Origin of the sequence: Streptomyces huasconensis (assembly GCF_021028635.1) — a bacterium.
Classification (GTDB): domain Bacteria; phylum Actinomycetota; class Actinomycetes; order Streptomycetales; family Streptomycetaceae; genus Streptomyces; species Streptomyces huasconensis.
This window is the reverse complement of sequence record NZ_CP086119.1, coordinates 5,609,502-5,633,973: the sequence shown is the minus strand read 5'-3', so window position 1 is coordinate 5,633,973 and position 24,472 is coordinate 5,609,502. Positions and strand designations below refer to the sequence as shown.

Annotated in this window: 21 protein-coding genes; 11 read left to right on the top strand and 10 right to left on the bottom strand. The window is 71.3% G+C overall.

Annotated elements, in window-relative coordinates; translation table 11 throughout:
- Positions 1–284: 284 nt before the first annotated feature.
- The 5 genes from J2N69_RS25775 to J2N69_RS25755 all read left to right on the top strand — a co-directional run bounded on the left by J2N69_RS25775 (position 285) and on the right by J2N69_RS25755 (position 4,882).
- The gene (locus J2N69_RS25775; protein ID WP_230902844.1) at positions 285–1,241 is read left to right on the top strand and encodes a carbohydrate ABC transporter permease; all 957 of its coding nucleotides are present in this window, start codon (positions 285–287) and stop codon (positions 1,239–1,241) included.
- Entirely contained in the window at positions 1,242–2,096 is an 855-nt protein-coding gene (locus J2N69_RS25770; RefSeq protein WP_230902843.1) for a carbohydrate ABC transporter permease, read from the top strand.
- Positions 2,097–2,257: 161 nt separating this feature from the next.
- Positions 2,258–2,914: a hypothetical protein gene (locus tag J2N69_RS25765; RefSeq protein WP_230902842.1), complete on the top strand. Its 657-nt coding sequence runs from the start codon at positions 2,258–2,260 to the stop codon at positions 2,912–2,914.
- Complete coding sequence (locus tag J2N69_RS25760) at positions 2,902–3,933, top strand: hypothetical protein (protein WP_408056797.1); 1,032 nt, start codon at positions 2,902–2,904, stop codon at positions 3,931–3,933. Before J2N69_RS25765 ends, J2N69_RS25760 begins: the two co-directional genes overlap by 13 nt.
- Before the next feature lie 307 nt (positions 3,934–4,240).
- The gene (locus tag J2N69_RS25755) at positions 4,241–4,882 is read left to right on the top strand and encodes an XRE family transcriptional regulator (RefSeq protein WP_408056914.1); all 642 of its coding nucleotides are present in this window, start codon (positions 4,241–4,243) and stop codon (positions 4,880–4,882) included.
- Between the two features lie 84 nt (positions 4,883–4,966).
- On the opposite strand, the gene J2N69_RS25750 is transcribed toward J2N69_RS25755, so the two are convergent.
- The gene (locus J2N69_RS25750) at positions 4,967–5,992 is read right to left on the bottom strand and encodes a 6-phosphofructokinase (RefSeq protein ID WP_127912365.1); all 1,026 of its coding nucleotides are present in this window, start codon (positions 5,990–5,992) and stop codon (positions 4,967–4,969) included.
- Between the two features lie 311 nt (positions 5,993–6,303).
- On the opposite strand from J2N69_RS25750, the gene pta reads away from it, so the two are divergent.
- From pta to pyk, 3 genes are all read left to right on the top strand, one after another.
- Positions 6,304–8,379, top strand: coding sequence for a phosphate acetyltransferase (pta, locus tag J2N69_RS25745; protein WP_230902840.1), 2,076 nt, complete (start codon positions 6,304–6,306; stop codon positions 8,377–8,379).
- Positions 8,380–8,407: 28 nt separating this feature from the next.
- Positions 8,408–9,625: an acetate kinase gene (locus J2N69_RS25740; protein ID WP_230902839.1), complete on the top strand. Its 1,218-nt coding sequence runs from the start codon at positions 8,408–8,410 to the stop codon at positions 9,623–9,625.
- 73 nt (positions 9,626–9,698) lie between these two features.
- On the top strand, positions 9,699–11,129 hold the full coding sequence (gene pyk / locus J2N69_RS25735; RefSeq protein ID WP_230902838.1) for a pyruvate kinase: 1,431 nt from the start codon (positions 9,699–9,701) through the stop codon (positions 11,127–11,129).
- A 74-nt stretch (positions 11,130–11,203) separates the two neighbouring features.
- On the opposite strand, the gene J2N69_RS25730 is transcribed toward pyk, so the two are convergent.
- From J2N69_RS25730 to J2N69_RS25715, 4 genes are all read right to left on the bottom strand, one after another.
- On the bottom strand, positions 11,204–12,604 hold the full coding sequence (locus J2N69_RS25730) for an MSCRAMM family adhesin (RefSeq protein WP_230902837.1): 1,401 nt from the start codon (positions 12,602–12,604) through the stop codon (positions 11,204–11,206).
- Positions 12,594–13,163: a DUF6114 domain-containing protein gene (locus J2N69_RS25725; protein ID WP_230902836.1), complete on the bottom strand. Its 570-nt coding sequence runs from the start codon at positions 13,161–13,163 to the stop codon at positions 12,594–12,596. The genes J2N69_RS25730 and J2N69_RS25725 overlap by 11 nt, the downstream gene beginning before the upstream one ends.
- Positions 13,164–13,315: 152 nt before the next feature.
- Positions 13,316–13,945 (bottom strand): DUF6230 family protein, encoded by a 630-nt coding sequence (locus J2N69_RS25720; protein ID WP_230902835.1) that lies wholly within the window; start codon positions 13,943–13,945, stop codon positions 13,316–13,318.
- Positions 13,946–14,618: 673 nt separating this feature from the next.
- Complete coding sequence (locus J2N69_RS25715; RefSeq protein ID WP_230902834.1) at positions 14,619–15,602, bottom strand: tetratricopeptide repeat protein; 984 nt, start codon at positions 15,600–15,602, stop codon at positions 14,619–14,621.
- Between the two features lie 307 nt (positions 15,603–15,909).
- Between J2N69_RS25715 and J2N69_RS25710 the strand changes: the two genes are divergently transcribed.
- The gene (locus J2N69_RS25710; RefSeq protein WP_230902833.1) at positions 15,910–16,548 is read left to right on the top strand and encodes a TetR/AcrR family transcriptional regulator; all 639 of its coding nucleotides are present in this window, start codon (positions 15,910–15,912) and stop codon (positions 16,546–16,548) included.
- Between the two features lie 139 nt (positions 16,549–16,687).
- Here the strand turns inward: J2N69_RS25710 and J2N69_RS25705 are convergent, their stop codons facing one another.
- Together J2N69_RS25705 and J2N69_RS25700 are read right to left on the bottom strand one after the other, a co-directional pair.
- A complete protein-coding gene (locus tag J2N69_RS25705; RefSeq protein WP_230902832.1) occupies positions 16,688–17,686 on the bottom strand; it encodes an SDR family NAD(P)-dependent oxidoreductase in 999 nt (332 codons plus the stop codon).
- Complete coding sequence (locus tag J2N69_RS25700; RefSeq protein WP_230902831.1) at positions 17,683–18,870, bottom strand: UDP-N-acetylglucosamine--N-acetylmuramyl-(pentapeptide) pyrophosphoryl-undecaprenol N-acetylglucosamine transferase; 1,188 nt, start codon at positions 18,868–18,870, stop codon at positions 17,683–17,685. Before J2N69_RS25700 ends, J2N69_RS25705 begins: the two co-directional genes overlap by 4 nt.
- A gap of 64 nt (positions 18,871–18,934) precedes the next feature.
- Here J2N69_RS25700 and J2N69_RS25695 point away from each other — a divergent pair, with 64 nt between their 5' ends.
- Positions 18,935–19,699 carry a response regulator transcription factor gene (locus tag J2N69_RS25695; protein ID WP_230902830.1) on the top strand — a complete coding sequence of 255 codons (765 nt, stop codon included), beginning with the start codon at positions 18,935–18,937 and terminating at the stop codon, positions 19,697–19,699.
- Complete coding sequence (locus tag J2N69_RS25690; RefSeq protein ID WP_230902829.1) at positions 19,696–21,093, top strand: sensor histidine kinase; 1,398 nt, start codon at positions 19,696–19,698, stop codon at positions 21,091–21,093. The genes J2N69_RS25695 and J2N69_RS25690 overlap by 4 nt, the downstream gene beginning before the upstream one ends.
- A gap of 20 nt (positions 21,094–21,113) precedes the next feature.
- Here the strand turns inward: J2N69_RS25690 and J2N69_RS25685 are convergent, their stop codons facing one another.
- The 3 genes from J2N69_RS25685 to J2N69_RS25675 all read right to left on the bottom strand — a co-directional run bounded on the left by J2N69_RS25685 (position 21,114) and on the right by J2N69_RS25675 (position 24,410).
- Positions 21,114–22,208, bottom strand: a complete 1,095-nt coding sequence (locus J2N69_RS25685) for an alpha/beta fold hydrolase (RefSeq protein ID WP_230902828.1) — start codon at positions 22,206–22,208, stop codon at positions 21,114–21,116.
- Between the two features lie 95 nt (positions 22,209–22,303).
- A complete protein-coding gene (locus J2N69_RS25680; RefSeq protein WP_230902827.1) occupies positions 22,304–24,004 on the bottom strand; it encodes an acyl-CoA mutase large subunit family protein in 1,701 nt (566 codons plus the stop codon).
- A 73-nt stretch (positions 24,005–24,077) separates the two neighbouring features.
- A complete protein-coding gene (locus J2N69_RS25675; protein WP_230902826.1) occupies positions 24,078–24,410 on the bottom strand; it encodes a DUF3817 domain-containing protein in 333 nt (110 codons plus the stop codon).
- Between the last annotated feature and the right edge of the window lie 62 nt (positions 24,411–24,472).

Here is a 24,472-nt window from a genome sequence, read left to right as displayed (position 1 = left end):
GCCGGCCGTGCCATGGGGGCCGGTCATGGGGCCCGGTAGCTCGTTCGCGCGGGCCGGTGCGCCCGCCGTGCCACCCGGTCGTCCGTCACGCCACGGGGAGCCTGTCATGCTGCCCGGCACCCCCCGCACACGCCACCCGGTCACCCATCACGCCACCCGATCGCCCACCACGCCGAACCGGTACACCCGTCATGCCACCCGGTCGCCCCTCACGCTCCCCCGTCCGCCCGTCACGCCACCCGGTACCCCCGCCCCCCCCGGTACCAGAGAGTGAGTGTCCGCACGTGACCACCGCATCTCCCATGGGTCCGGGCCGCGTCGGCAAGACGTCGTCGGGTTCGGCCGGCTCGTCGCCGGACCCCCGTGCCCGCACCGCCGCCCGCGTCCGGCGCGGACTGCTCCGGGCGCTGCCCGTCTCCCCCGCCGTCGTCCTCCTCGCGCTCTTCCTCGCGGGTCCGATCGGCTACTGCGCGTACATCGCCTTCACCGACCTCCAGTTGACCGGCCAGGCCGAGTCCAGCTTCATCGGTCTTGACAACTTCCGCGAGGCGTTCGGCGACGAGCGGTTCCTCAACGCGGTCTGGCTCACCCTCGTCTTCACCGTCCTCTCCTCCCTCATCGGCCAGAACACCCTGGGCCTCGCCCTCGCCTCCCTCATGCAGCGCGCGTCGAAGCCGGTGCGCACGCTCACCGGCGCGATCGTCGTGACGGCCTGGGTGCTGCCGGAGGTCGTCGCGGGCTTCCTCCTCTACGCCTTCTTCCGCCGCGAGGGCACGCTCAACGCCGTCCTGGACTTCCTCCATCTCCCGTCCCAGAACTGGCTGTTCACGCTCCCCATCCTGGCGGTGTCGTTCGCGAACGTATGGCGCGGCACGGCCTTCTCGATGCTGGTCTACTCCGCCGCGCTCAACGAGATCCCCAAGGAGATCACGGAGGCCGCGCAGGTCGACGGCGCGAGCGGCTGGCGCCGCATGTGGCACATCACGCTGCCCATGATCCGCCGCTCGATCGGCACGAACCTCATGCTCAACACCCTCCAGACCCTCTCCGTCTTCGGCCTGATCTGGGTGATGACGCGCGGCGGCCCCGGAAACCGCAGCCAGACCCTGCCGCTGTTCATGTACGAGCAGGCCTTCCAGAAGAGCATGATCGGCTACGGCACGGCCGTGGCCCTGCTCCTGCTCCTGGTCGGCTCGCTCTTCTCCCTCGTCTACATGCGCCTGCTGCGTACGGAGGTCTGAGTGCCCGCCGACAAGCGCCCCCGCACGTTCCGCTCCCGGCGCGCCAGGCACCGCCTGGCGGCGGACGTCGGCCTCCTGACCGTGGCGGCGGCGTTCGTACTGCCGCTGGCCTGGGTGGTCCTGTCCTCCTTCGACCCGGAGGCGGACCTCAGGGTGCGGCTGCCGGACAGCCTCACCCTGGACAACTACGACAAGGTCCTCACCCCCGAGATCACCTTCACCCCCCTCCTCAACAGCCTCTTCCTGTGCGGCGGCGGCACACTGCTGACGGTGGTGTGCGCGGCCCTCGCCGCGTATCCCCTGTCGCGTTACCGCTCCCGCCTGAACCGCCCGTTCATGCTGACGATCCTCTTCGCGACGAGCCTGCCCATCACCGCGATCATGGTCCCGGTCTACGCGTTGTTCGTGCAGGTGGACCTGATCGACACGATGCAGGGCACCATCTTCTTCTTCGCCGCGTCCCAACTGCCCTTCGCCATCTGGCTGATGAAGAACTTCATGGACGGCGTCCCGAAGGAGTTGGAGGAGGCGGCGTGGACGGACGGCGCGTCGTCCTTCCAGTCCCTGCTGCGGATCGTCCTCCCCCTGATGGGCCCGGGCGTGGCCGTGGTGACGGTCTTCTCCTTCGTCATGATGTGGGGCAACTTCTTCGTCCCCTTCATGCTCCTGCTCACCCCCGACCAGATGCCGGCGTCGGTCAGCATCAACGACTTCTTCGGCAACAAGGGCACCGTGGTCTACGGCCAGCTGGCCGCGTTCTCGATCCTCTACTCGACGCCGGTGATCCTGCTGTACGTCCTCGTCTCCCGCCGCCTGGGCGGCGGCTTCGCGCTGGGCGGGGCGGTGAAGGGCTGAAGGGGGGCGGCCGCCGCCCGTGGGCACAGAACTGTGACATTCGTTCGCGGCGATACATCCCGCACGCCCCATTCGTGACGGGACAACTCCCTGGTATCGGGCCCCGCCTCGCACTAGCGTGCTGAGCCCGCGCCCTCTCCCCCACCTGCCAGGAGCCGACAGTGACCCGCCCCCTCCGCCTCGCGACGGCCACGCTCACCGCGACCGCGGCCCTGCTGCTGACATCCTGCGGCAGCGACGAGAAGCCCTCCGGGGACGACGACAAGATCGCCGGAGCGGAGCAGGGGGAGGCGAAGAAGTCGCCGCCGCCGAGCGGGACGGCGACAGCGGACGCCGATCGCCCGAAGATCGAGCTGCCGTCCGACCTGACCATGACCTTCGAGCCCGCCGGCACCAGTGACCCGGCGAAGAAGGCCGTACTGGCGGACAACGAAGAGCGCATGCGGGCGGTGAACGCCGCGATCACGGGGACCGACCCCAAGAGCGAAGCGCTCGGTTACTACAACACCGGCAAGGCTCTGGAAGCGTCCGTGACATGGGTCGCGAAATTCAAGGACGCCGGTCTCAGCCTCACGGGGGAGATCCGCTATTACGACCGCCAAGTGACGCTCAAGGACAAGAAGACGGCCACGCTCTCGTTCTGCGCGGACGAGGGCAAGGGCTACACGAAGAAGAAGTCGACCGAGAAGGTCAACAAGACGCCGGTCACGAAGAACAGCTACGTCGCTTACAACACGCAGCTGATCAAGAATTCCCATGGAACGTGGCAGACCTCTCAGATCTTCTCCACAAGGGGGGCGGCTCAGTGCCAGCCATAAGGACGAACCCGGCCTTCACGGCCGTGATCGCGGGTCTCATTCTCGCCGTAAGCAGTTCACCGGCCATGGCCGACATCGACCCGGGCGGCGGTGACACCGAGACGCAGGTGGACGCGGACGCCGATGAGAAGACCCTGTCGGCCACCGCGGGTGGGATCGTCTATGACCGTTCGAAGAACGGCAAAGGGAGCAACGCTGGTCCCCTGATTCCCGCGACCAGTTGGACCCCTCCTCCCTGCTATTACGCCCCCGCCTACACACCTGCCCAGTTGCAGAAGAAGCTTGAGCCGATCTGGGCGGTCGACTCCACCGGCCCCGAATGGGACCTGACCCAGCGCGACCGCTATGTGAACGGAAAGCCCTACAAGGACTTCAACAAGAAGAAGGCCGGTGACGGCTACTGGTGGGACAGCTTCATCCCCGAGGGCAGGGAAAGTGCCCCTGGCGCATTCGACTGCGACGAGCCCTACTTCTGGGTGGACAAGGGTGAGCCGCCTCCGGCTGACGCTCCCGAGGCCGTCACGCCAGAGATCCTCGCGCATCTCGCCTACGCTGAAATCCGCGTCCCCGACACGGAGGTGTCCCTCGCCCCCGCAGGGACGACGAAGGTCAATCTGCCCACCTGGGCCTGGCTGGACAAGGCGGATTTCAAGCCGGTCTCAGTAACGGCCTCGGTGCCGGTCCTGCAGATCGAGGCAACAGCAACAGCCGAACCCGTCTCCCTCAAGATCGACCCCGGCACCCCCGACGCCGAGATCTACCCCGCGTCCGGCGTCTGCGACCTCGTGGGCGACAGGATCGGCACCCCGTACGCGAAGGGCAAGGCCAAGGAGACCCCGCCCTGCGGTGTGAAGTACCTGCGGTCCTCGGGCGACGGTTCGTACCCGCTGAAGGCGACGGTCACCTGGAAGATCCGCTGGACGGGGACGGGCGTCGACGGCGAACAGACTCTCCCGGACGGCGAGTTCGGCGCGGAGCAGGATGTGGTGGTCCAGGAGATCCAGTCCATCAACCGGTAGTGCGGGTCACGGTACTGGGGAGATATCCGGGGCGGCCGGACATGCGCACGGCGGAGGTCTTCGTAGACGACTGGGTCCTCCGCCACCGGGAACACCTCCGCCGGGTATGCGACTTCTGGCCAAGGGAGTGGTCCACGCCCCCGTACCTTCCCACCAATCCGCAACCTCGTAGGAACGCACCGTAGTCGCCACCCCCGCAGGCGCCTACGGTGTGCCCGTGCAACCGAGCCGATCGAGCCAGCCCCCGCACCAGCCCGCACCCCCCTTCAACTTCCCCGCCGCCCGGCGCCTGCGCGAGGCGCTCGGGATGGCGCACGGGCATGTCGCATACGGGATGCGGGCCGGTTACGGGCTCACGTACATCACCGCCGACACCATCGCCGCCTGGGAGCGCGGGCTCGCCTCGCCCAGTTCCGCCGAGCTCAGCGCGCTCGCGGCCACGCTCTGGTGTTCGCCCGGGGAGCTGATGGGGGCCGCCCGGACCCTGCGGGAGCACCGCGTCGCCCGCGGGCTCGCGCCGGAGGACGTCGCCCGGGAGTCCGGCGTGGAGGTCCAGGCGTATCTGCGCATGGAGGAGACCGACACCTGGCGCGGGAACGAGCGGCAGTCCGAGGCCCTCGCCCGGGTCCTGCGGCTCTCCGTGCCCGACTTCGTCACCGTCACCGGCCGGTCGGAGCAGCTCGCCGAGCTGCTGCGCAGTGCCGTCACCACCCGGTGGCAGGGGTATGTGCGGCCCGTCAGCAAGCTGCTGCCCGTGGAGAAACGGCACGTCGAGGACGTCCTGCGGCAGATGCACGACGACTACCAGGCCCGGATGGCGCGGACCCTGAGCTGGGGCGGCGGTGCCGGCTCCGACGCGTCCGGCGAGGCCGGACGGGACTTCCTCGAACGGATTCTGGAGCACTTCTGGACACTGGTCCGCGGCGGGGCCGGAAGGGGCCGGGCCTGAGCACCGCCGTCCGCCCGGCCACCCGGCTACCCACCGCGGCGGAGCCTCCAGAACCGCAGAGCCCGCAGAGCCCCCGGAGAACCGTCAGAAGACCGACTCCGCCTCGTCCATCCGGTCCTTCGGCACCGTCTTCAGCTCCGTGACGGCCTCCGCCAGCGGCACCATCGTGATGTCCGTGCCCCGCAGCGCCGTCATTTTGCCGTACTCCCCGCGGTGCACCGCCTCCACCGCGTGCCAGCCGAAGCGGGTCGCGAGGACACGGTCGTACGCGGTGGGGGTGCCGCCGCGCTGCACGTGGCCGAGGATGACCGGCTTGGCCTCCTTGCCGAGGCGAGCCTCCAGCTCGTACGCGAGAGCCGTGCCGATGCCCTGGAAGCGCTCGTGGCCGAACTGGTCGATCGCGCCCTTGCCGTAGTTCATCGTGCCGTCCTGCGGGTGCGCGCCCTCGGCGACGCAGATCACCGCGAACTTCTTGCCGCGCGAGAACCGCTCCTCGACCAGCGCCACCAGGTCGGCGGGGTCGAACGGCCGCTCGGGCAGGCAGATGCCGTGCGCGCCGCCCGCCATGCCGGACTCCAGGGCGATCCAGCCCGCGTGGCGGCCCATGACCTCCACGACCATCACGCGCTGGTGGGACTCGGCGGTCGTCTTGAGGCGGTCCATCGCCTCCGTGGCCACGCCCACCGCCGTGTCGAAACCGAAGGTGCGGTCCGTGGAGGAGATGTCGTTGTCGATCGTCTTCGGGACGCCGACGACCGGCACGCCCGCGTCGGCCAGCATGCCCGCCGCCGTCAGGGTGCCCTCGCCGCCGATCGGGATGAGCGCGTCGAAGCCGCTCTTCTCGATGAGTTCCTTGGCGTTGTGGCAGGCGGCGCGGAAGCGGTCGCGCTCCAGGCGGGAGGAGCCGAGGATGGTGCCGCCGCGGGCCAGGATGCCGCTGACCGCGTTCAGGTCGAGGGCGCGGTAGCGCCCCTCGAGCAGGCCCGCGTAGCCGTCCTCGAAGCCGATGACCTCGTCGCCGTAGTGCGTCACGGCGCGGTGCACGACCGACCGGATCACGGCGTTGAGGCCGGGGCAGTCGCCGCCCGCGGTGAGAATTCCGATACGCATCGCGCTGTGTCTCCTGCTCGCTGTTGGTGCTTGTGAGCCGGTCCGTCGGCACTGGTGAACCGGTCCGATTGTTCCACGGCCGGACGGGGGACGCCGCTCACGGTTGTCCGACGGACGCCCGTGCGATAGGGCGGCGATACGGGGGCAGGGGCAGGGTGGGCCCTCCTGGCGGCCCCTCCGTCCGGCGGGCGGCTTAACCAGCCGCAGAGGTATTGTCAAGAGGGCACAGCCGCGATATCGGGTAATTTGTCCTGCTCACCCGGCGTCCCCCGCCGGGCGGCCAGCGGGCAGCGAGGAAGGGAAGAGCACGCGTGACGCGCAGCGTGTACGTGACCGGGATCGACCGCGGCGACGGCCGCCAGGTCGTCGAGCTGGGAGTCATGGAACTCCTGACCCGCCAGGTCGACCGGGTCGGCGTCTTCCGGCCCCTCGTCCACGACGGTCCCGACCGTCTCTTCGAACTGCTGCGGGCCCGCTACCGCCTCTCGCAGGACGCCGCGTCCGTGTACGGCATGGACTACCACGAGGCGTCCGCGCTCCAGGCCGAGCAGGGCACCGACGAGCTGGTCTCGCGGATCGTCGACCGCTTCCACCGGGTGGCCGGGGAGTACGAGGTGGTCCTCGTCCTCGGCACCGACTTCGCCGCCACGCAGCTCCCCGACGAGCTGGCGCTCAACGCCCGCCTCGCCAACGAGTTCGGTGCCTCCGTGCTCCCCGTGGTCGGCGGCAAGAACCAGACCGCCGAGTCGGTGCACGCCGAGACGCGCAACGCCCACCGCGCGTACGAGAGCCTCGGCTGCGACGTCCTCGCCATGGTCACCAACCGGGTGGCCCCCGCCGACCGCGACGAGATCCACCGGCGGCTGGCGGCCAGCCTGCCGGTCCCCTGTTACGTCCTGCCCGACGAGCCCGCGCTCTCCGCGCCGACCGTCGCGCAGATCACCCACGCGCTGGGCGGCCGCGTCCTGCTCGGCGACGACTCGGGGCTCGCGCGCGACGCCCTGGACTTCGTCTTCGGCGGCGCCATGCTGCCGAACTTCCTGAACGCCCTGACGCCGGGCTGCCTGGTGGTCACCCCCGGCGACCGCGCCGACCTGGTGGTGGGCTCGCTGGCCGCGCACAGCGCCGGCACGCCGCCCATCGCGGGCGTCCTGCTGACCCTGAACGAACAGCCCGGCCAGGAGATCCTCACCCTCGCCGACCGCCTCGCGCCCGGCACCCCGGTCGTCGCGGTCTCCGGCGGCTCCTTCCCCACGGCGGCGGAGCTGTTCGCCCTGGAGGGCAAGTTGAACGCCGCGACGCCCCGCAAGGCGGAGACCGCCCTCGGCCTCTTCGAGCGGTACGTCGACACCGCCGGCCTCCTCACGCGCGTCTCGGCGCCGAGCAGCGACCGCGTCACGCCGATGATGTTCGAGCACAAGCTCCTGGAGCGGGCCCGCGCCGACCGCCGCCGCGTCGTACTGCCGGAGGGCACCGAGGAACGCGTGCTGCGCGCCGCCGACGTCCTGCTGCGCCGGGGCGTGTGCGACCTGACGCTGCTCGGCCCCGTCGAGCAGGTCCGCAAGAAGGCCGCCGACCTCGGCGTGGACCTCGCCGACTCCGAGCTGATCGACCCGCAGACCTCCGAGCTGCGGGATCGTTTCGCCGGGAAGTACGCGGAGCTGCGCGCCCACAAGGGCGTCACCGTCGAGCTGGCGTACGACGTGGTGGCCGACGTCAACTACTTCGGCACCCTGATGGTCCAGGAAGGCCTGGCCGACGGCATGGTGTCGGGCTCCGTGCACTCCACGGCCGCCACCATCCGCCCCGCCTTCGAGATCATCAAGACGAAGCCGGACGCCTCGATCGTCTCGTCCGTCTTCTTCATGTGCCTCGCCGACAAGGTCCTGGTCTACGGTGACTGCGCCGTGAACCCGGACCCCAACGCCGAGCAGCTCGCCGACATCGCCGTCCAGGCGGCCGCCACGGCCGCGCAGTTCGGGGTGGAGCCGCGGATCGCGATGCTCTCGTACTCGACGGGTACGTCCGGTTCGGGCGCCGACGTGGACAAGGTGCGCGAGGCGACCGAGCTGGTGCGCGCGCAGCGGCCGGACCTGAAGATCGAGGGTCCGATCCAGTACGACGCCGCCGTGGAGCCGTCGGTGGCGGCCACCAAGCTGCCCGGCTCCGACGTCGCGGGCCAGGCCAGCGTGCTGATCTTCCCGGACCTGAACACCGGCAACAACACCTACAAGGCCGTGCAGCGCTCGGCCGGCGCGATCGCCGTCGGTCCGGTCCTGCAGGGTCTGCGCAAGCCGGTCAACGATCTGTCCCGGGGCGCGCTCGTCCAGGACATCGTCAACACCGTCGCCATCACGGCGATCCAGTCCCAGACGCCCGCCCAGTAGTTCCCCCCACAGAAAGCACCCCGAATCCGTGTCTGCTACGCGCGTCCTCGTCCTCAACTCCGGCTCCTCGTCGGTGAAGTACCAGCTGCTCGACATGCGCGACAGCTCACGTCTGGCCGTCGGTCTCGTCGAGCGGATCGGCGAGGAGACCTCGCGGCTCAAGCACACCCCGCTGACCGGCGGCGGCGCCGAGTCCCGTGAGCGCGAGGAGCCGATCGCCGACCACGAGGCGGCGCTCAAGGCCGTCGCCGGGGAGCTGGCCGCCGACGGGCTCGGCCTCGACTCCCCCGAGCTGGCCGCGATAGGCCACCGCGTGGTGCACGGCGGCCTGAAGTTCACCGCGCCGACCGTGATCACCGACGAGGTGCTCAAGGAGATCGAGCGGCTGGTGCCGGTGGCGCCGCTGCACAACCCGGCCAACATCACCGGCATCCGCACCGCCCAGGCCCTGCGCCCGGACCTGCCGCAGGTCGCCGTCTTCGACACCGCGTTCCACACGACGATGCCGGAGTCCGCGGCGCGCTACGCGATCGACGTGCGGACCGCCGACGAGCACCGCGTGCGGCGCTACGGCTTCCACGGCACCTCGCACGCGTACGTCTCGCGCGAGACCGCGAAGCTGCTGGGCAAGGCGCCCGAGGACGTGAACGTCATCGTGCTGCACCTGGGCAACGGCGCCTCGGCGAGCGCCGTGCGGGGCGGCCGGTGCGTCGACACGTCGATGGGGCTCACGCCGCTCGAGGGGCTCGTGATGGGCACCCGTTCCGGAGACATGGACCCCGCGGTCATCTTCCACCTGGCCAGGGTCGGCGAAATGTCCGTCGACGAGATCGACATTCTCCTCAACAAGAAGAGCGGTCTGATCGGACTCTGCGGCGACAACGACATGCGGGAAATCCGGCGCCGGATCGACGAGGGCGACCAGGAGGCCGCGCTCGCCTTCGACATCTACATCCACCGGCTGAAGAAGTACATCGGCGCCTATTACGCCGTTCTCGGCCGTGTCGACGCCGTGGTGTTCACGGCCGGCGTCGGCGAGAACGCGGCTCCGGTGCGGGAGGCGGCGGTGGCGGGCCTGGAGGAGCTGGGGCTCGCGGTGGACGGCGCGCTGAATTCCGTGCGTTCCGACGAGGCGCGGCTGATTTCGCCGGAGTACGCGCGCGTCGCCGTCGCCGTGGTGCCGACGGACGAAGAATTGGAGATCGCCACTCAGACGTACGCATTGGTCGGCGACCGCAACGCCTGAGCGCGCATCCGCCCATTTGTAGATTCCACCAGACGGAATATTCCGTAGCGAAACAAACCGATAGGATCGCCCCATGCGCCGTTCCAAAATCGTCTGCACGCTGGGCCCCGCCGTCGACTCCGAAGAGCAGCTGGTCTCGCTGATCGAAGCCGGCATGAATGTGGCCCGCTTCAACTTCAGCCACGGCACGCAAGCCGAGCACCAGGGCCGGTACGACCGGGTCCGCTCGGCCGCCGCGAAGACCGGCCGCGCGGTCGGCGTCCTCGCCGACCTCCAGGGCCCGAAAATCCGTCTGGAGACCTTCGCCGAGGGCCCCGTCGAGCTGGTGCGCGGTGACGAGTTCACCATCACCACCGAGGACGTGCCCGGCGACAAGTCGATCTGCGGCACGACCTACAAGGGCCTGCCGGGCGACGTCTCCAAGGGCGACCAGATCCTCATCAACGACGGCAACGTCGAGCTGCGCGTCGTCGAGGTGGACGGCCCGCGCGTGAAGACGATCGTCGTCGAGGGCGGTGTCATCTCCGACCACAAGGGCATCAACCTGCCCGGCGCGGCCGTGAACGTGCCCGCGCTCTCCGAGAAGGACATCGAGGACCTGCGCTTCGCGCTGAAGATGGGCTGCGACATGGTCGCCCTGTCCTTCGTGCGCGACGCCAACGACGTCAAGGACGTCCACAAGGTGATGGACGAGGAGGGCCGCCGCGTCCCCGTCATCGCCAAGGTGGAGAAGCCGCAGGCCGTCGCCAACATGGAGGGCGTCGTCGCGGCGTTCGACGCCGTGATGGTGGCCCGTGGCGACCTGGCCGTCGAGTACCCGCTGGAAAAGGTCCCGATGGTGCAGAAGCGCCTCGTGGAGATGTGCCGCCGCAACGCCAAGCCGGTGATCGTCGCGACCCAGATGATGGAGTCGATGATCACCAACTCGCGCCCCACGCGCGCCGAGGCGTCCGACGTCGCCAACGCGATCCTGGACGGCGCGGACGCGGTCATGCTGTCGGCCGAGTCGAGCGTCGGCGCCTACCCGATCGAGACCGTCAAGACGATGTCGAAGATCGTCGCGGCGGCCGAGGAGGAGCTGCTCTCCAAGGGCCTCCAGCCGCTCGTGCCCGGCAAGAAGCCGCGCACGCAGGGCGGTTCGGTGGCCCGCGCCGCGGCCGAGATCGCCGACTTCCTCGGCGGCAAGGCGCTGGTCGCCTTCACCAAGTCCGGTGACACGGCCCGCCGCCTGTCCCGCTACCGCGCGGCCCAGCCGATCCTGGCCTTCACCACCGACGAGTCGACCCGCAACCAGCTGACGCTGAGCTGGGGCGTGGACACCTACGTCGTGCCGCACGTCGACAACACCGACGCGATGGTCGAGCTGGTCGACGCCGAGCTGATCAAGCTCAACCGCTTCAACGACGGCGACACCGTCGTCATCACCGCGGGCTCGCCCCCCGGTGTCCCCGGCACCACGAACATGGTCCGGGTGCACCACCTCGGCGGCGGCGAGCGCGACTAGCCGTCGGTCGTTCTTCGAAACGCCGAGGGCGCTCCCTGGTCCAGGGGGCGCCCTCGGCGTTCGTACCGTGTGGGTCAGTCGGTGATCGACTGGTGCAGTCCGGGGATCGTGAGGTTGCCGCCGAACTGGCCCGCCTGCTGCACCGTCACATCCGTGAAGTAGATCAGCGGGATGTTCAGCGGCGGCGGGTGCTCGGGGTCGAAGGTGATCGGGATGAGCCCGAACAGCTTGCCGGAGATCCGCTCGGTGTACATCGTGGTCTCCCCGTCCCGGATGGTGGACGTGGAGCCCTTGGCCGCCTCGACGTGGTACTTCTTGCCGGCGGGCCCCTCGACGATCTGGTGCAGGTCGCCGATGTCGGTCTTCTGTACGACGTACTTCAGGGCCTGCTTGGTCCGTCCGTCGGGCATCGTGAGGTTCACGACGCCCTGGTAGTCGGCGCCCTTGAGGGTGAGCGAGCTGGCTTCCAGGTGCCACGGCTGGTTCGGGATCGGGGCGGGGGCCTGCTCGGCCTTGCCGTCGACCTTCTTCTCGACCACGCACGGGAACGGCTTCTTGCCGTTCTCGTCCGGCGCCATGGGGTCCTCGGCCTCGGCCGTGTCGCCGCTTCCCTCGCCGGCCGCGTCGTCCGCCGACTGACCGGCAGCGTCGTCCTGGCCGGGCTTGTCATCCTGGCCGGGCTTGTCGTCCCGCTCGGCCTTGTCGTCCTGGTCGGCCTTGTCTTCCTGGCCGGCCTTGTCGACGGCGTCCTTGACCGGCTCAGTCACCTTGTCGGTGGTGTCCTTGGCCGGGGCCTTCGGGGACGTGGTGCTCTCCGGGGCGGACGGGCGCGGGTCAGGGTCGGCGGACTCCTTCTCGTCGGGCGTGAAGACGTCCTTGATGGCGTCACCGAGACCCAGCGGGTCCAGGGGGTTCCTGGGCTTGGCGGGCTCAGGCTCGGGCTCAGGCTCGGGCTCGGGCTTCGGAGCGGGCTTGGACGGCGTGGGGTCCGGATCGGCGTTGTCGCCGGGGTCCGGCTTGTCCCCGGCGGGGGGCGACGAGGGCGCGGTCGGCCCGTCGGAGTCCTTCGCGTCCCGATCCGCGTCGCCCTTCCCGCCGCTCTTCTCGCCGCTCTTCTCCGCGTCCTTCTTCGCGTTCTTCTTCGCGGCGTCCTCCCGCGCCTTCTTCTCGGCGGCGGCTTCGGCCTCGGCATCCCGCTCGGCCTTCTCCTCCGCCTCCGCGTCCTTGTCGGGCGCCGTGACGCACGGCCCGTCCTGGAAGGGGTTCTCGGGCACACCCGGCTTCGCCTGGGCGAGCGTCGGGGTCAGGCCCATGCCCATGAGGACCGCGGTGGGCATGGCCGCGAGGGCGATCGCCTTGCCCGCGGGCACGTGGAACCGGGTCAGCAGCGGCTTCCTGGGAGCCGCGTGGCGCGGCCCGGTTCTGGCCCGAGGCTCCCCCGCGGAGCTGTCGTGGTGCACCTCGTCAGCCGGCACGGTGCCTCCCGTTCGTCCCATTCGTCGGGCTCGTTCCTGACAGGTCGTCCTGCTCGCCGCTCACCCCACCCGCGGCCGCCGTGGTGGCCGGCTCGGGAGTCCCGTCGTCCACGGGGTCACCTGCTCCCTGGGCCGTACGTCCCTTCGCGGGCCCCCTGGGGGGCCTGCCGGGCGCCCAGGAGACGCCGAGGGCGCCGCCCAGCAGGGCGAGCAGGAAGCCGATGACGAAGCCGCCGAAGTTGGAGACCACCAGGGAGACCAGGGCGAGCAGGATCGCCGCGACGCCCGCGAAGATCCTGGAGTGCGGCTGGAACCACATGGTCAGGCCGAGTACGACCAGCAGCACGCCGATGATCAGCGATCCGGCGCCGGTGGTGGTCGCCATCCGGATCGTCATCGTGCCGAGCGTGAGGTTCGCGTACGGGAAGTACATGATCGGGATGCCGCCGAGCAGCGTCAGCAGACCACCCCAGAACGGGCGCTGACCGCGCCACCCTCGGAACGATCGGCGCATCCGGCCGAGCTTGTCGCCCAGTCCCACTTGCGCTTCGGCGCTCATCTCGTACAGCTCCTCGGGAATGGCGTTGGTTCTGTGTGTCGTGCGGATGCGGGCGCGGGGACGGCTCCTCATGTGCCGTCGCGCCCCCGCGCCCGTCCGTTCATCGCATCGAGTGCGTACGCGCATATGTCCGCGCACGGCCTGTCGGGGCGTCAGTCGCCCTTGTAGCACTCCGCGTCGGTGCCCTTCACGACCTTCATCGAGAGGCCGGAGAGCTTGAAGGTGCCGGCGCTGGTCGCCCACGCACGCTGCTTGACCTTGGTGAAGCGCACCCTCTCCGCCTGCTGGGCGAACGAGTCCCCGACGTAGTGGTCGTTCGCCGCCGGACCCGGGCCCTTGGTGGTCTGGTCGACCGAGACACCGATGTCGACCTTGTGGAAGGTCGCGTTGGCCCTCAGGTCGTCGGCGTCGATGTAGAGGTTCTTGGCGATGACCTTGGGGCTACCGGGCTGACCGGCCCGGAGGGTCATCGTCACATCGCCGAAGACCGGGACCGGGACGACCACCGACTGGCACAGGTTGGTGATCGTGGCCGAGTCGAGGCCGACGACGGCGACCGGGTGCTTGCCCGACTTGCCCACGTCCAAGGCGCCGTACTGGACGAAGCCCCTGCCGTTGAGTTCGTCGGCAGTCACCTTGAACTGCTGACCGGACACACTGAACGATGCCGCGAGCGCACCCTGGGACAGGGCGACGCCTATCGCGGCGGTCGCCGCGACGCTCGGCACCATGACCACGGCGAACCGCTTCCATCTGGTTCCGCCACGAGCCACGGACTCCATGACTTTCCTCCTTCTCGGACGTACATCTCCGGCCCTGACTGCTCCCGCTCGGGCGGCTCAGCCGGGCAGGGATGGGAGAAGTGCTACGTCCTCGGGAAGGAGAGCGCCCGCATCGCAAGGCGCCAACCGCACCACACATCACCGGCGATCACCCCCGAGCGACAACCACTGGCCGCGCCTGACGCAGCACGCACGACCTCATGGACAGGCCCTGCCGGAACCGGCAGAGACCCCCCTGTCCCAAGACCGGCGACGGCGTCACCGGTCTGCCCGGTGGGGACCCGAAGGCCCCGCTCCCGACCGGCTGTCGGGTGGCGGTTCATCGGACCGAGCGTCGCCGATCGTGGTGCATTCTCGGGCCCCGCACAAGGGGGTTCATTACTGGCTAGTAACGGGGGGGTAACCGAACCGCGACCGCGCGATATCGGTCGGCCACGGACGGTGGCCCAACAGGTGGGAGCGGAACGGGACATGTACGGGTGAAAGCGCCCAGATGGACGCCCCCGACTTACTGCAAGTAACAGTGGCCGTGTTTGCCAAGTTTTGGCAAAGCACGGCCACTGTCGCGTCCTGGGACCAGAGTTTTCACTCCGGCATCACAAGCCCCTGCGGTGAGGGGTGGTCAGCCGACGGGCCGGGGGACGGACCGGCCACGGGCGGTTCGGCGCATGGCTCAGAAGAGCACCCGGGCGAGCGCCGTGCGCGCCGCCGTCACGCGGGGGTCGTCCGAGCCGACCACCTCGAAGAGTTCGAGCAGCCGCACCCGCGCGGCGTCGCGGTCGTCGCCCGCGGTGCGCCGCACCGTGTCGATGAGCCGCCCGAAGGCGTCCTCGACGTGACCGCCCACCAGATCCAGGTCGGCCGCGGCGATCTGGGCCCGGACATCCGCGGGCTTGTCGGCGGCGTCCTTGCGGACCTGCTGCGGGTCGAGGCCCTGCACGCGCTGGAGCAGTTCGGCCTGGGCGAGACCGAGCTTGGCCTCGGTGTTCGCCGGGTCGTCACTGAGGACGTTCCGGTACGCCTGGACGGCACCGGCCAGGTCGCCCGCGTCCAGCGCCCGCACGGCCGCTTCGAGCAGCGCGTCGTAGGGACCGGCGGGCACCTCGGCCGCGGCGGGGGCCTGCCCGTCCTCGGCGCCGGGGTCGACCACGAGGCCGGTCAGGCCGAAGCGCTCCTCGCCGACCTGGATGAGCTGGTCGAGGGTCTGGCGGATCTGCGCCTCGGGGGCCGCGCCCTGGAAGAGGGGCAGGGCCTGGCCGGCGACCACCGCGAAGACCGCCGGAATCCCCTGGACCCCGAACTGCTGCATCAGCATCTGGTTGGCGTCGACGTCGATCTTGGCGAGGAGGAAGCGGCCGTTGTACTCCTGCGCGAGCCGGTCCAGAAGGGGGCTCAGCTGCTTGCACGGCTCGCACCACTCGGCCCAGAAGTCGATGACGACCGGGACCTCGGTGGAGCGCTGGAGGACCTCGCGCTCGAAGCCCGCCTCGTCGACATCGATGACGAGGCTCGACGGGGAGATGGCGACGCCCGCCGCGCCTCCGCCCTGCCGGGCCGCTTCGGCGCGCGCCTGCTCCGCCTTCGCCTTGGCCTCCTGGGCCGCCTTCACCGCGGCGAGGTCGACGACTCCGCTCATGGACATGTTCCGTGGCTGCATGAGTACATCCTCCCCCAAGCCGTGCGGGAACCGCGCCCGTCCGCGAACCCCCGCCGGATTGCGGGGCGCAGAGGCCTTGGTCCAAGGTCCCGAGGAGGACCGGTGGTTGGCCCGGGGTCCCCACCCCGTGCCGTCGTACGTGTGTATCGCGTGGTTGTCGCTCGTGGCTTTCGCTACGGGTCGTAGCGTAACTGGCGCCCGCCGGGAGTGGACAGCCCCCGTCGGTGATCTCCCTCACTGATCTCTCCGGCTGCCGGGGGCCGAGGGGGTCCCGGGCCGGTCCGTACCGACCGGTATGGTCGCGCCCATGCAGAGCCGTACGCCGACCACTCCGCCCGCCCGCACCGGCGGCCGCCCGCGCAGCGCGACCGCCGATGCCGCGATCCTGGAGGCGACCCGGCAGGGGCTCGTCGAACTGGGCTGGTCCAGGCTGACGCTCGGTGCCGTCGCCACGCGCGCGGGGGTCGCCAAGACGACCCTGTACCGGCGCTGGGCGGGCAAGAGCGAGCTGGTGGTGGACGCGGTGGCGGAACTCTTCGACGAGCTGGAACTACCGGACCGGGGCAGCCTCGCCGCGGACATCGAGGGCGTGGTCCTGCAGTTCGCGGCGCTGCTGGGGCGCCCCGAGACGAAGACGGCGCTGATGGCGGTCGTCGCGGAGTCGACGACGGACGGGCCGCTGCGCGAACGCATCCGCAGGTCCATCGTCGACCGCCAGAAGCGGCTGGTCCTCGCGGGGCGCGAACGGGCGCAGCAGCGGGGCGAACTCCCCGTGGAGCCGGACCCGTCCGCCGCCGCCCGCACGGCGGACCTCATCTTCGACGTGATCGCCGGCGCGGTGGTCCACCGAGCCCTGGTCAGCGCGGAACCGGTAGACGAGGAATGGGCCCGCCGCTTCACACTGCTCCTGCTGGGCGGCCTGGCAGCGGCGGCCGCACAGACGTAAGGGCTAGGGGCGGCCGCGACTTCGCCGCGGGGCGCGCCCAACCCCGCCAGGGGCGCGGGGAACTGCGCGACCAGCCCCCACCAACCCGCACCCACACACCACGCCCAACCCCCCACGCACCCGCACCCCCACCCCCACCTCAAACCTGATACCGCTCCGGCGCGAACAACCGCAGATTCCCGGCAACCCACTCCGACGTCCGCTCCAACCCCTCCGCGAGAGCAACCCGAGGCTCCCACCCCGCCCATTCCCGCGCCCGGGAGTTGTCCGACAGCAGCCTCTCCACCTCACTGCCCGAGGGCCGCAGCCGCGCGGGGTCGACCACGACCGACGCCTCGCGGCCCGACGCCGCGATCAACGCCTCCGCCAGCTCCCCGATGGAAATCTCCCGGCCCACGCCGAGATTGACCGCGTGCCCCAGCGCCCGGTCGCACACCGCCATCGCCATGAAGCCCCGCGCCGTGTCCGTCACGTACGTGAAGTCCCGCGTGGGCGTCAGCGAGCCCAGCCTGATCTCCCGGGCGCCCGCGTGCAGCTGCGCGAGGATGGTCGGGATCACGGCCCGGGCCGACTGCCGGGGCCCGTACGTGTTGAAGGGCCGGACCACCGTCACCGGCAACTCGAACGCATGCCAGTGCGAGAGCACCATCATGTCGGCGCCGATCTTCGACGCGGAGTACGGCGACTGCGGCTGGAGCGGGTGGGCCTCACTGATCGGCGCGGTCAGCGCCGTCCCGTACACCTCGCTGGTGGAGGTGTGGACGAGGCGCCGCACACTGTGGCGCCGGCACGCCTCCGCGACGTTCTCGGTGCCGACGACGTTCGTCTGCACGTACGCGCCCGGCGAGTCGTACGAGTACGGGATGCCGATCAGCGCGGCGAGGTGGAAGACGGTGTCGCACCCGGCGACCGCGTCCATCACCCGCCCCGCGTCCCGCACGTCACCGGCGATCATCTCGACCCGCGGGTCACCGAGGAGGTGCGCGAGGTGGCCCTTCTCCGCGTACGGCTTGTAGTGGACGAGGGCGCGGACCCGCGCGCCCGCTTCGAGGAGCAGGTCGGCGAGGGTCGAGCCGATGAAGCCCTCGGCGCCGGTGACGAGGACGGTGCGGTCCTGCCAGGAGAAGGACGTGGTCATGCGTACTCCAGGTGAGAGGTGATGGTGGCGTGGGCGAGGCGGAGGACCCGCTCGGCGAGCAGGTCGGCGGCGCGGGCGTGCGGGCCGGGCTCGGCGGCGCCGCTCATCGCGGTGAGCCGCGCCGGGTCGGCGAGCAGCGGGCCGACCAGCTCCGCGAGGCGCTCGGCGGTGGTCTCTGCGTCGGGCAGCAGGAGGCCCGCCCCCGCGTCGGTGAGGACCCGGGCGTTGTGGGTCTGGTGGTCGCCGGGCGCGTGCGGATAGGGCACGAGGACGGCGGGGACGCCGGTGGCGGCCAGTTCGGCGACGGTCGCCGAGCCCGCGCGGCAGACGACCAGGTCGGCGGCGGCGTAGGAGAGGTCCATGCGGTCGAGGTAGGCGACGGCGCGGGCCACGGCGGACCCGCCCGAGGCCGCGAGCCTGGCCCGCGTCCGCTCCAGCGCGGCAGGGCCGGTCTTGACGAGGAGGTGCACGTCCCGGCGGCCCCGCCACCGCTCGGCGAGGCCGACCGCGGCCTCGGTGAGCCGGGTGGCGCCGAGGCTGCCGCCGTTGAAGAGGACCAGGCGGGCCCCGTCCGGTACGCCGAGCGCGCGCCGCGCCTCGGTGCGCAGCGCGGCCCGGTCGAGCGCGGCGAGCGGCGCGGCGATCGGCATGCCGGTGGTGTGGGCGCGGTCACCGCCCGGCAGGTGCGCGCGGCTGCGGTCGAAGGCGACCGCGATGTGCGGGGTGAGGCGGGCGGCGAAGCGGTTGGCGCGCCCCGGCACGGCGTTGGACTCGTGGATGAGGCTCGGCAGGCCGGCCATGCGGGCGCCGACGACGACGGGGGCGCTGGGGTAGCCGCCCATGCCGACGGCGACCTGCGCGCCCTGCTCCCGCAGGATGGCGCGGCACTGGGCCCCGGACTTCAGCAGCGCGGCGGGCAGCAGATAGCGGCGGGCGCCGAGCGAGGGGTCGAAGGGGATCATGTCGACGGTGTGCAGGCGGTACCCGGCGTCCGGTATCAGCCGCTTCTCCAGGCCCCGCTCGGTGCCGACGAAGGAGATCACCGCGTCCGGCACGGCCCGGCGCAGCGCGTCGGCGAGGGCGAGGCCCGGATAGATGTGCCCGCCGGTGCCGCCCGCGCCGATGACGACGGAGAGGGCGGGCGGGCCGGGGCGTCCCGGAGCACCAGAGTGAGAGGTTCGCATGACGACGGAGCATCGCGAGAGGGTCTAAGAGGGTTTTAAGAGCCGCGTTTGGCACCGTTGCTCCATGAGCTTCACGAGCGTCCCGGGGGCCCCGGGCCCGACCCGCAGAGGCGGCCCGCCGGGCGGCGCGCCCGGACCCGTACCGCACAAGATCCTCGTCGTCGACGACGATCCCGAGGTCCGCGCCGCCGTCGAGGACGTCCTGACCGTCGAGGGGCACCTGGTGCGGGGCGCGGAGGACGGCCACCGCGCGCTCACGGCGGTGGCGCGCTGGCAGCCGGATCTGGTGGTCCTGGACGTGCTGATGCCCGTCATGGACGGTCTCGCCGTCTGCCGCCAGTTGCGCGCGGCCGGCGACCGCACGCCGGTGCTCGTCCTGACCGCCCTGGACTCGGTGAGCGAGCGCGTCGACGGTCTGGACGCGGGCGCCGACGACTACCTGGTCAAGCCCTTCGCCCTGGACGAACTGGTGGCCCGGGTGCGGGCCCTGCTGCGCCGCGCGACCCCGGAGCGGGCGGCGGACGACGGCGACGGCCTGACGTACGGCGATCTCGTCCTGGACCCCACGACCCGCACCGGCAGCCGGGGCGGGCGCCGGGTCGAGTTCAGCCGCACCGAGGCCGCGCTCCTGGAACTGCTGCTGCGCAACGCCGGCCAGGTGCTGCCACGCGAGCTGATCCAGCGGGCGGTGTGGGGCCGCGACTTCGGTCCTGACTCCAACTCCCTCGCCGTGTACGTCGGTTACCTGCGCCGCAAGCTGGAGTCGGGCGGCGAGCCGCGGCTCGTCCACACCGTGCACGGCGTCGGCTACCGTCTGGGCTCACCGTGAGCGCGCGGCGCGGGCTCGGCGCGCGCTGGCGGCGCCGCAGGCCGCTGCGGACCCGTCTCGCGCTGGCCGCGGCGGCGGCCGTGGCGCTGGTGGCGATCGGGGTGTGCGCCGCCGCGTTCCTCGTCATCCGCTTCAAGCTGTACCAGCAGCTCGACCAGAACCTCGCCCAGTCGGCGACCCTCACCGTCCAGCAGCACCGCGACGAGGGTCCCGGCGTGAGGGCGGGCGAGTGCCGCTTCCTCGGGGCGCCCGCCTGCGCGCAGATCGTGCCCGCGGACTCCGCCGACGATCCGGCCGCGCCGTACCTGCTGCCGGTGGCGGGGGCGACGCGTGAGGTCGCCGCCGGCCGGCGGGACCCGTACTACGCGAACATCCCGCTGCCCGGCGGCAAGCCGGGCCGGATGTTCACCACCACCTTCGGCGACGGCGAGGCCGTGCAGGTCGCCCTGCGCGCCGACATCGCCGAGCGCGGGGTGCGCCAGGCCGCGCTGCTGCTCGTCGCGGTGGGCGGCGCGGGCATCGCGCTCTCGGCGGCCGGCGGCTACTGGGTCTCGCGCACCGGCCTCGCCCCGATCACCCGGCTCACCGCCACCGCCGAGCGCATCGCCGCCACCCGCGACGCCCGGCACCGCATCGAGCTGCCGCCGGGGCGGCCGGTCCGGGAGGGCCGTGAGGACGAGGTCACGCGGCTGGCCGCCACGTTCAACACGATGCTCGCCGAGCTGGAGGAGTCCGTCGCGGCCCGCCGCCGCCTGGTCGCCGACGCCTCCCACGAACTGCGCACCCCGCTGACCGCGCTGCGCACGAACGCCGAACTCCTCGCCAAGGCGGACCGTCTGACACCGGCCCAGCGCGAGCGCGCGGCCGGGGCGCTCGGCCGCCAGCTGCGCGAAGTCACCGGCCTGGTCAACGACTTGATCGAGCTGGCCAGGGAGGAGGAGCCGCAGCCCCTGCTGGAGGAGGTGCCGCTCGCCCCGCTGGCCACGCACGCGGTGGACGCGGCGCGCGGCCACTGGCCCGCCGTCCCCTTCACCCTCCGGATCGCGCCGGAGGCGGCAAACCTCAGCGTCCCCGGCGTACCGGCGCGCCTGTCCCGGCTGCTCACCAACCTCCTGGACAACGCGGCGAAGTTCAGCCCACCGGGCGCCCCCGTCGAACTCTGCCTCACGGCCACAGAGTTGACCGTACGCGACTACGGGCCGGGCATCGCGGAAGAGGACCTGCCGCACGTCTTCGACCGCTTCTACCGTGCCGAGAAGGCCCGCGCCCTGCCCGGCTCGGGTCTCGGCCTCGCGATGGCCCGCCAGATCGCGCACGCGCACGGCGCGGAGCTGACGGCCGAGCGGGCGCCGGGCGGCGGCGCGCTGTTCCGCCTGGCGCTGCCGGCTTCATAGCCCAGGCGCACGCCCGCCCCCTACCCCTTTGCCGTCCAGGCGCAACTGCCGAGCGTGGCGCTCCCCTTGGCGACGAGGCGGTCCGCCTCGCGCGCGACGAGGACCCGCGTGTGCCCGCCCTTGCAGACGACCGTCCGCTCGCCGTGCCCCGCCAGGTCCACCAGGATCTGGTCCCAGTGCCGGTACTGCACGTCGTGCCCGGAGTCGTCGTACGTCCGCACCTTCGGCGTGCCCGGCAGCTCCCGCCGCCACGTCTCGATCGTCGCCGGGGGCACGGTGGTGTCCTTCTTCCCGGCGTAGAGGTGGACGGGCGCGTCCAGCTTCGACAGGTCGGGGCCGGGGCGCTCGCAGTACAGCCGCTGCTCGTGCACCTGGGGCGCCGGGTCGGACCGCTGGCCCCGCTGGTTGTAGGTGCGTGCCCCCTCCTCGTACGCCGTGTCGGCGAAGCCGGGTATCGACTTCACGGCGCTGTCGTCGGGGAAGGCCCACCACCTGCGCGGGTCCTTGATCTGGTCCCGCACGGCCGCGACCAGCGCCTCGTCGGACAGGTCGCAGAACGCGGGCCGGGCGCCGTAGGGCGGGAGCGCGGCGGCGAGGTGCAGCGCCGAGACGCGGCCGGGGGCCTTGGCGGCCAGCTCGGCGGCGTAGGGGCCGCCGCCCGAGATCGCGACGACGGAGAAGTCGTGCACCTTGAGGCGGTCCATGACGGCCAGGACGTCCTCGGCGAAGTCGGCCTTGCCGAGGTCCTCGTCGAACTCCGTGTCGCCGAAGCCGTTGCGCTCCACGGAGATGAGCCGCAGGCGCAGGTCCTCGCGCGTGCCGCGGAAGAAGTCCGTCAGGTGCGCGGCGCGGGCGCTCGTGCCGGTGCCGCCGATGTACAGGACGGGCCGGCCGTCGCGCGGCCCCTGGTCGGTGTAGTGGGCGGTGCGCCCGTCCGCCAGCTTCACCGCCCGCACCTCGGGGCCGAGCGGGTCGAAGTCGTCCTGCACCCTGGGCTCGGGCGACGGGCTCGCACTCACGTCACCGGAGCCGCCCACCAGCAGCGCCCCGAGGACGGTGAGGGTGGCGGCTCCGATGGCGATGGCGGCGGTGCGGGCGTGGCCGGTCGAGGTCACGGGTGGCTCCAGGGCAGGGGACACGGGGACGCGCCGCGCCTACCCATCCCGGCGATTTCAAACCTGGGAGTTTTCGCGCCGCCCGACAGCGGGGGCTAGAACCCCGGCGGCTCCGTATAGACCCCCCACTCGTCCCGCAGCACCCCGCAGATCTCCCCGAGGGTGGCTTCGGCCCGCACCGCCTCCAGCATGGGGCCGATCATGTTCGAGCCGTCCCGTGCGGCGGCCAGCATGGCCTCCAGGGCGCCCCGCACCTTCGTGTCGTCCCGCCCCGCCTTGCGCTCCGCCAGCTCCCGCACCTGCTCCCGCTCCACCTCGTGGCTGACCCGCAGGATCTCCAGGTCACCGGTGACGGAGCCCTCGTGGCAGTTGACGCCGACGACGCGCTTGTCGCCCTTCTCCAGGGACTGCTGGTACCGGAAGGCGGACTCGGCGATCTCCCCGGTGAACCAGCCGTCCTCGATCCCGCGCAGGATGCCGGAGGTGATGGGTCCGATGGGGTGCTGACCCTCCGGGTGGGCCCGCCGTCCCCGCTCCTTGATCTGCTCGAAGATCTTCTCGGCGTCGGCCTCGATGCGGTCGGTGAGCTGCTCGATGTACCAGGAGCCGCCGAGCGGGTCGGCGACGTTGGCGACGCCGGTCTCCTCCATCAGCACCTGCTGGGTGCGCAGCGCGATCTCGGCGGCCTGCTCACTGGGGAGGGCGAGGGTCTCGTCGAGGGCGTTGGTGTGCAGCGAGTTCGTGCCGCCGAGGACCGCCGCGAGCGCCTCCACCGCCGTACGCACCACGTTGTTGTAGGGCTGCTGGGCGGTGAGGGAGACCCCGGCGGTCTGGGTGTGGAAGCGCAGCCACTGGGCCTTGTCGGTCTGCGCGCCGTACTCGTCGCGCAGCCAGCGGGCCCAGATGCGCCGGGCCGCGCGGAACTTCGCGATCTCCTCGAAGAAGTCGACGTGCGCGTCGAAGAAGAAGGAGAGCCCGGGCGCGAAGACGTCGACGTCCAGGCCGCGGCTGAGCCCCAGCTCCACGTATCCGAAGCCGTCCGCGAGGGTGTACGCCAGCTCCTGCGCGGCCGTCGCCCCGGCCTCGCGGATGTGGTAGCCGGAGACGGAGAGCGGCTTGTAGGCGGGGATGTCGCGCGCGCAGTGCTCCATCAGGTCGCCGATGAGGCGCAGGTGGGGCTCGGGCTGGAAGAGCCACTCCTTCTGCGCGATGTACTCCTTGAAGATGTCGGTCTGGAGCGTGCCGTTGAGGACGTTCGGGTCGACGCCCTGGCGCTCGGCGGCGACGAGGTACATGCAGAAGACGGGCACGGCGGGCCCGCTGATCGTCATGGAGGTCGTCACGTCACCGAGGGGGATGTCCTTGAAGAGGACCTCCATGTCGGCGGCGGAGTCGATGGCGACGCCGCAGTGCCCTACCTCGCCGAGCGAGCGGGGGTCGTCGGAGTCGCGGCCCATGAGGGTCGGCATGTCGAAGGCTACGGAGAGGCCGCCGCCGCCGTTGGCGAGGATCATCTTGTAGCGCTCGTTCGTCTGCTCGGCGTTGCCGAAGCCCGCGAACTGGCGGATGGTCCAGGTCCGGCCGCGGTACCCGGTGGGGTAGAGCCCGCGCGTGAAGGGGTACTCCCCGGGCCAGCCGATCCGCTCGAAGCCGTCGTACGAGTCACCGGGGCGCGGTCCGTAGACGGGGTCGACCGGGTCGCCGGAGAGCGTGGTGAAGTCCGCGTCGCGCTTGCGGGCCTTGTCGTAACGGGCCTGCCAGCGGCGGCGGCCTTCCTCGATCGCGTCAGCGTCCATACCTCGAATTTACTAGGACGTCCTAGTAAAAGTCGATGGTTCACCGCCACGGACCTGTCCGTGGCGGTGGAGGTTACGCCTTCGCGGTGACCGGGGAGCCGTCGGTGATCAGCGGCTCGACGTCCCGGGCGACCTGGCGCTCGACGAAGAACGCGGCGGTCGGGATGGTGCCCGAGACGAGCACCCACAGGAGCTTGCCGAACGGCCACTTCGCCTTGGAGCCCAGGTCGAAGGCGAAGATCAGGTAGATGATGTACAGGACACCGTGCACCTGGGAGACGACCAGGGTCAGGCCCTCGCCCGTCTCGAAGCCGTACTTGGCCACCATGCACGCGCACAGGATGAGGAGCATGACGGCGGTGACGTAGGCCATCACCCGGTAGCGGGTCAGCACGCTGCGTTTCATGGCTACGAGCGTAACGGCCCGTCTCGCGCGATCTTCGCCGCCCCCGCCCCGAGCGGAAGCCA

Bases quoted from the DNA above. Each gene is read 5' to 3' on its own strand.
- J2N69_RS25755 (WP_408056914.1), top strand. From the start codon at position 4,241: ATGGCGCACGGGCATGTCGCATACGGGATGCGGGCCGGTTACGGGCTC.
- J2N69_RS25750 (WP_127912365.1), bottom strand. From the start codon at position 5,992: ATGCGTATCGGAATTCTCACCGCGGGCGGCGACTGCCCCGGCCTCAAC.
- pyk (WP_230902838.1), top strand. From the start codon at position 9,699: ATGCGCCGTTCCAAAATCGTCTGCACGCTGGGCCCCGCCGTCGACTCC.
- J2N69_RS25725 (WP_230902836.1), bottom strand. From the start codon at position 13,163: ATGAGCGCCGAAGCGCAAGTGGGACTGGGCGACAAGCTCGGCCGGATG.
- J2N69_RS25720 (WP_230902835.1), bottom strand. From the start codon at position 13,945: ATGGAGTCCGTGGCTCGTGGCGGAACCAGATGGAAGCGGTTCGCCGTG.
- J2N69_RS25715 (WP_230902834.1), bottom strand. From the start codon at position 15,602: ATGCAGCCACGGAACATGTCCATGAGCGGAGTCGTCGACCTCGCCGCG.
- J2N69_RS25710 (WP_230902833.1), top strand. From the start codon at position 15,910: ATGCAGAGCCGTACGCCGACCACTCCGCCCGCCCGCACCGGCGGCCGC.
- J2N69_RS25705 (WP_230902832.1), bottom strand. From the start codon at position 17,686: ATGACCACGTCCTTCTCCTGGCAGGACCGCACCGTCCTCGTCACCGGC.
- J2N69_RS25700 (WP_230902831.1), bottom strand. From the start codon at position 18,870: ATGCGAACCTCTCACTCTGGTGCTCCGGGACGCCCCGGCCCGCCCGCC.
- J2N69_RS25695 (WP_230902830.1), top strand. From the start codon at position 18,935: ATGAGCTTCACGAGCGTCCCGGGGGCCCCGGGCCCGACCCGCAGAGGC.
- J2N69_RS25680 (WP_230902827.1), bottom strand. From the start codon at position 24,004: ATGGACGCTGACGCGATCGAGGAAGGCCGCCGCCGCTGGCAGGCCCGT.
- J2N69_RS25675 (WP_230902826.1), bottom strand. From the start codon at position 24,410: ATGAAACGCAGCGTGCTGACCCGCTACCGGGTGATGGCCTACGTCACC.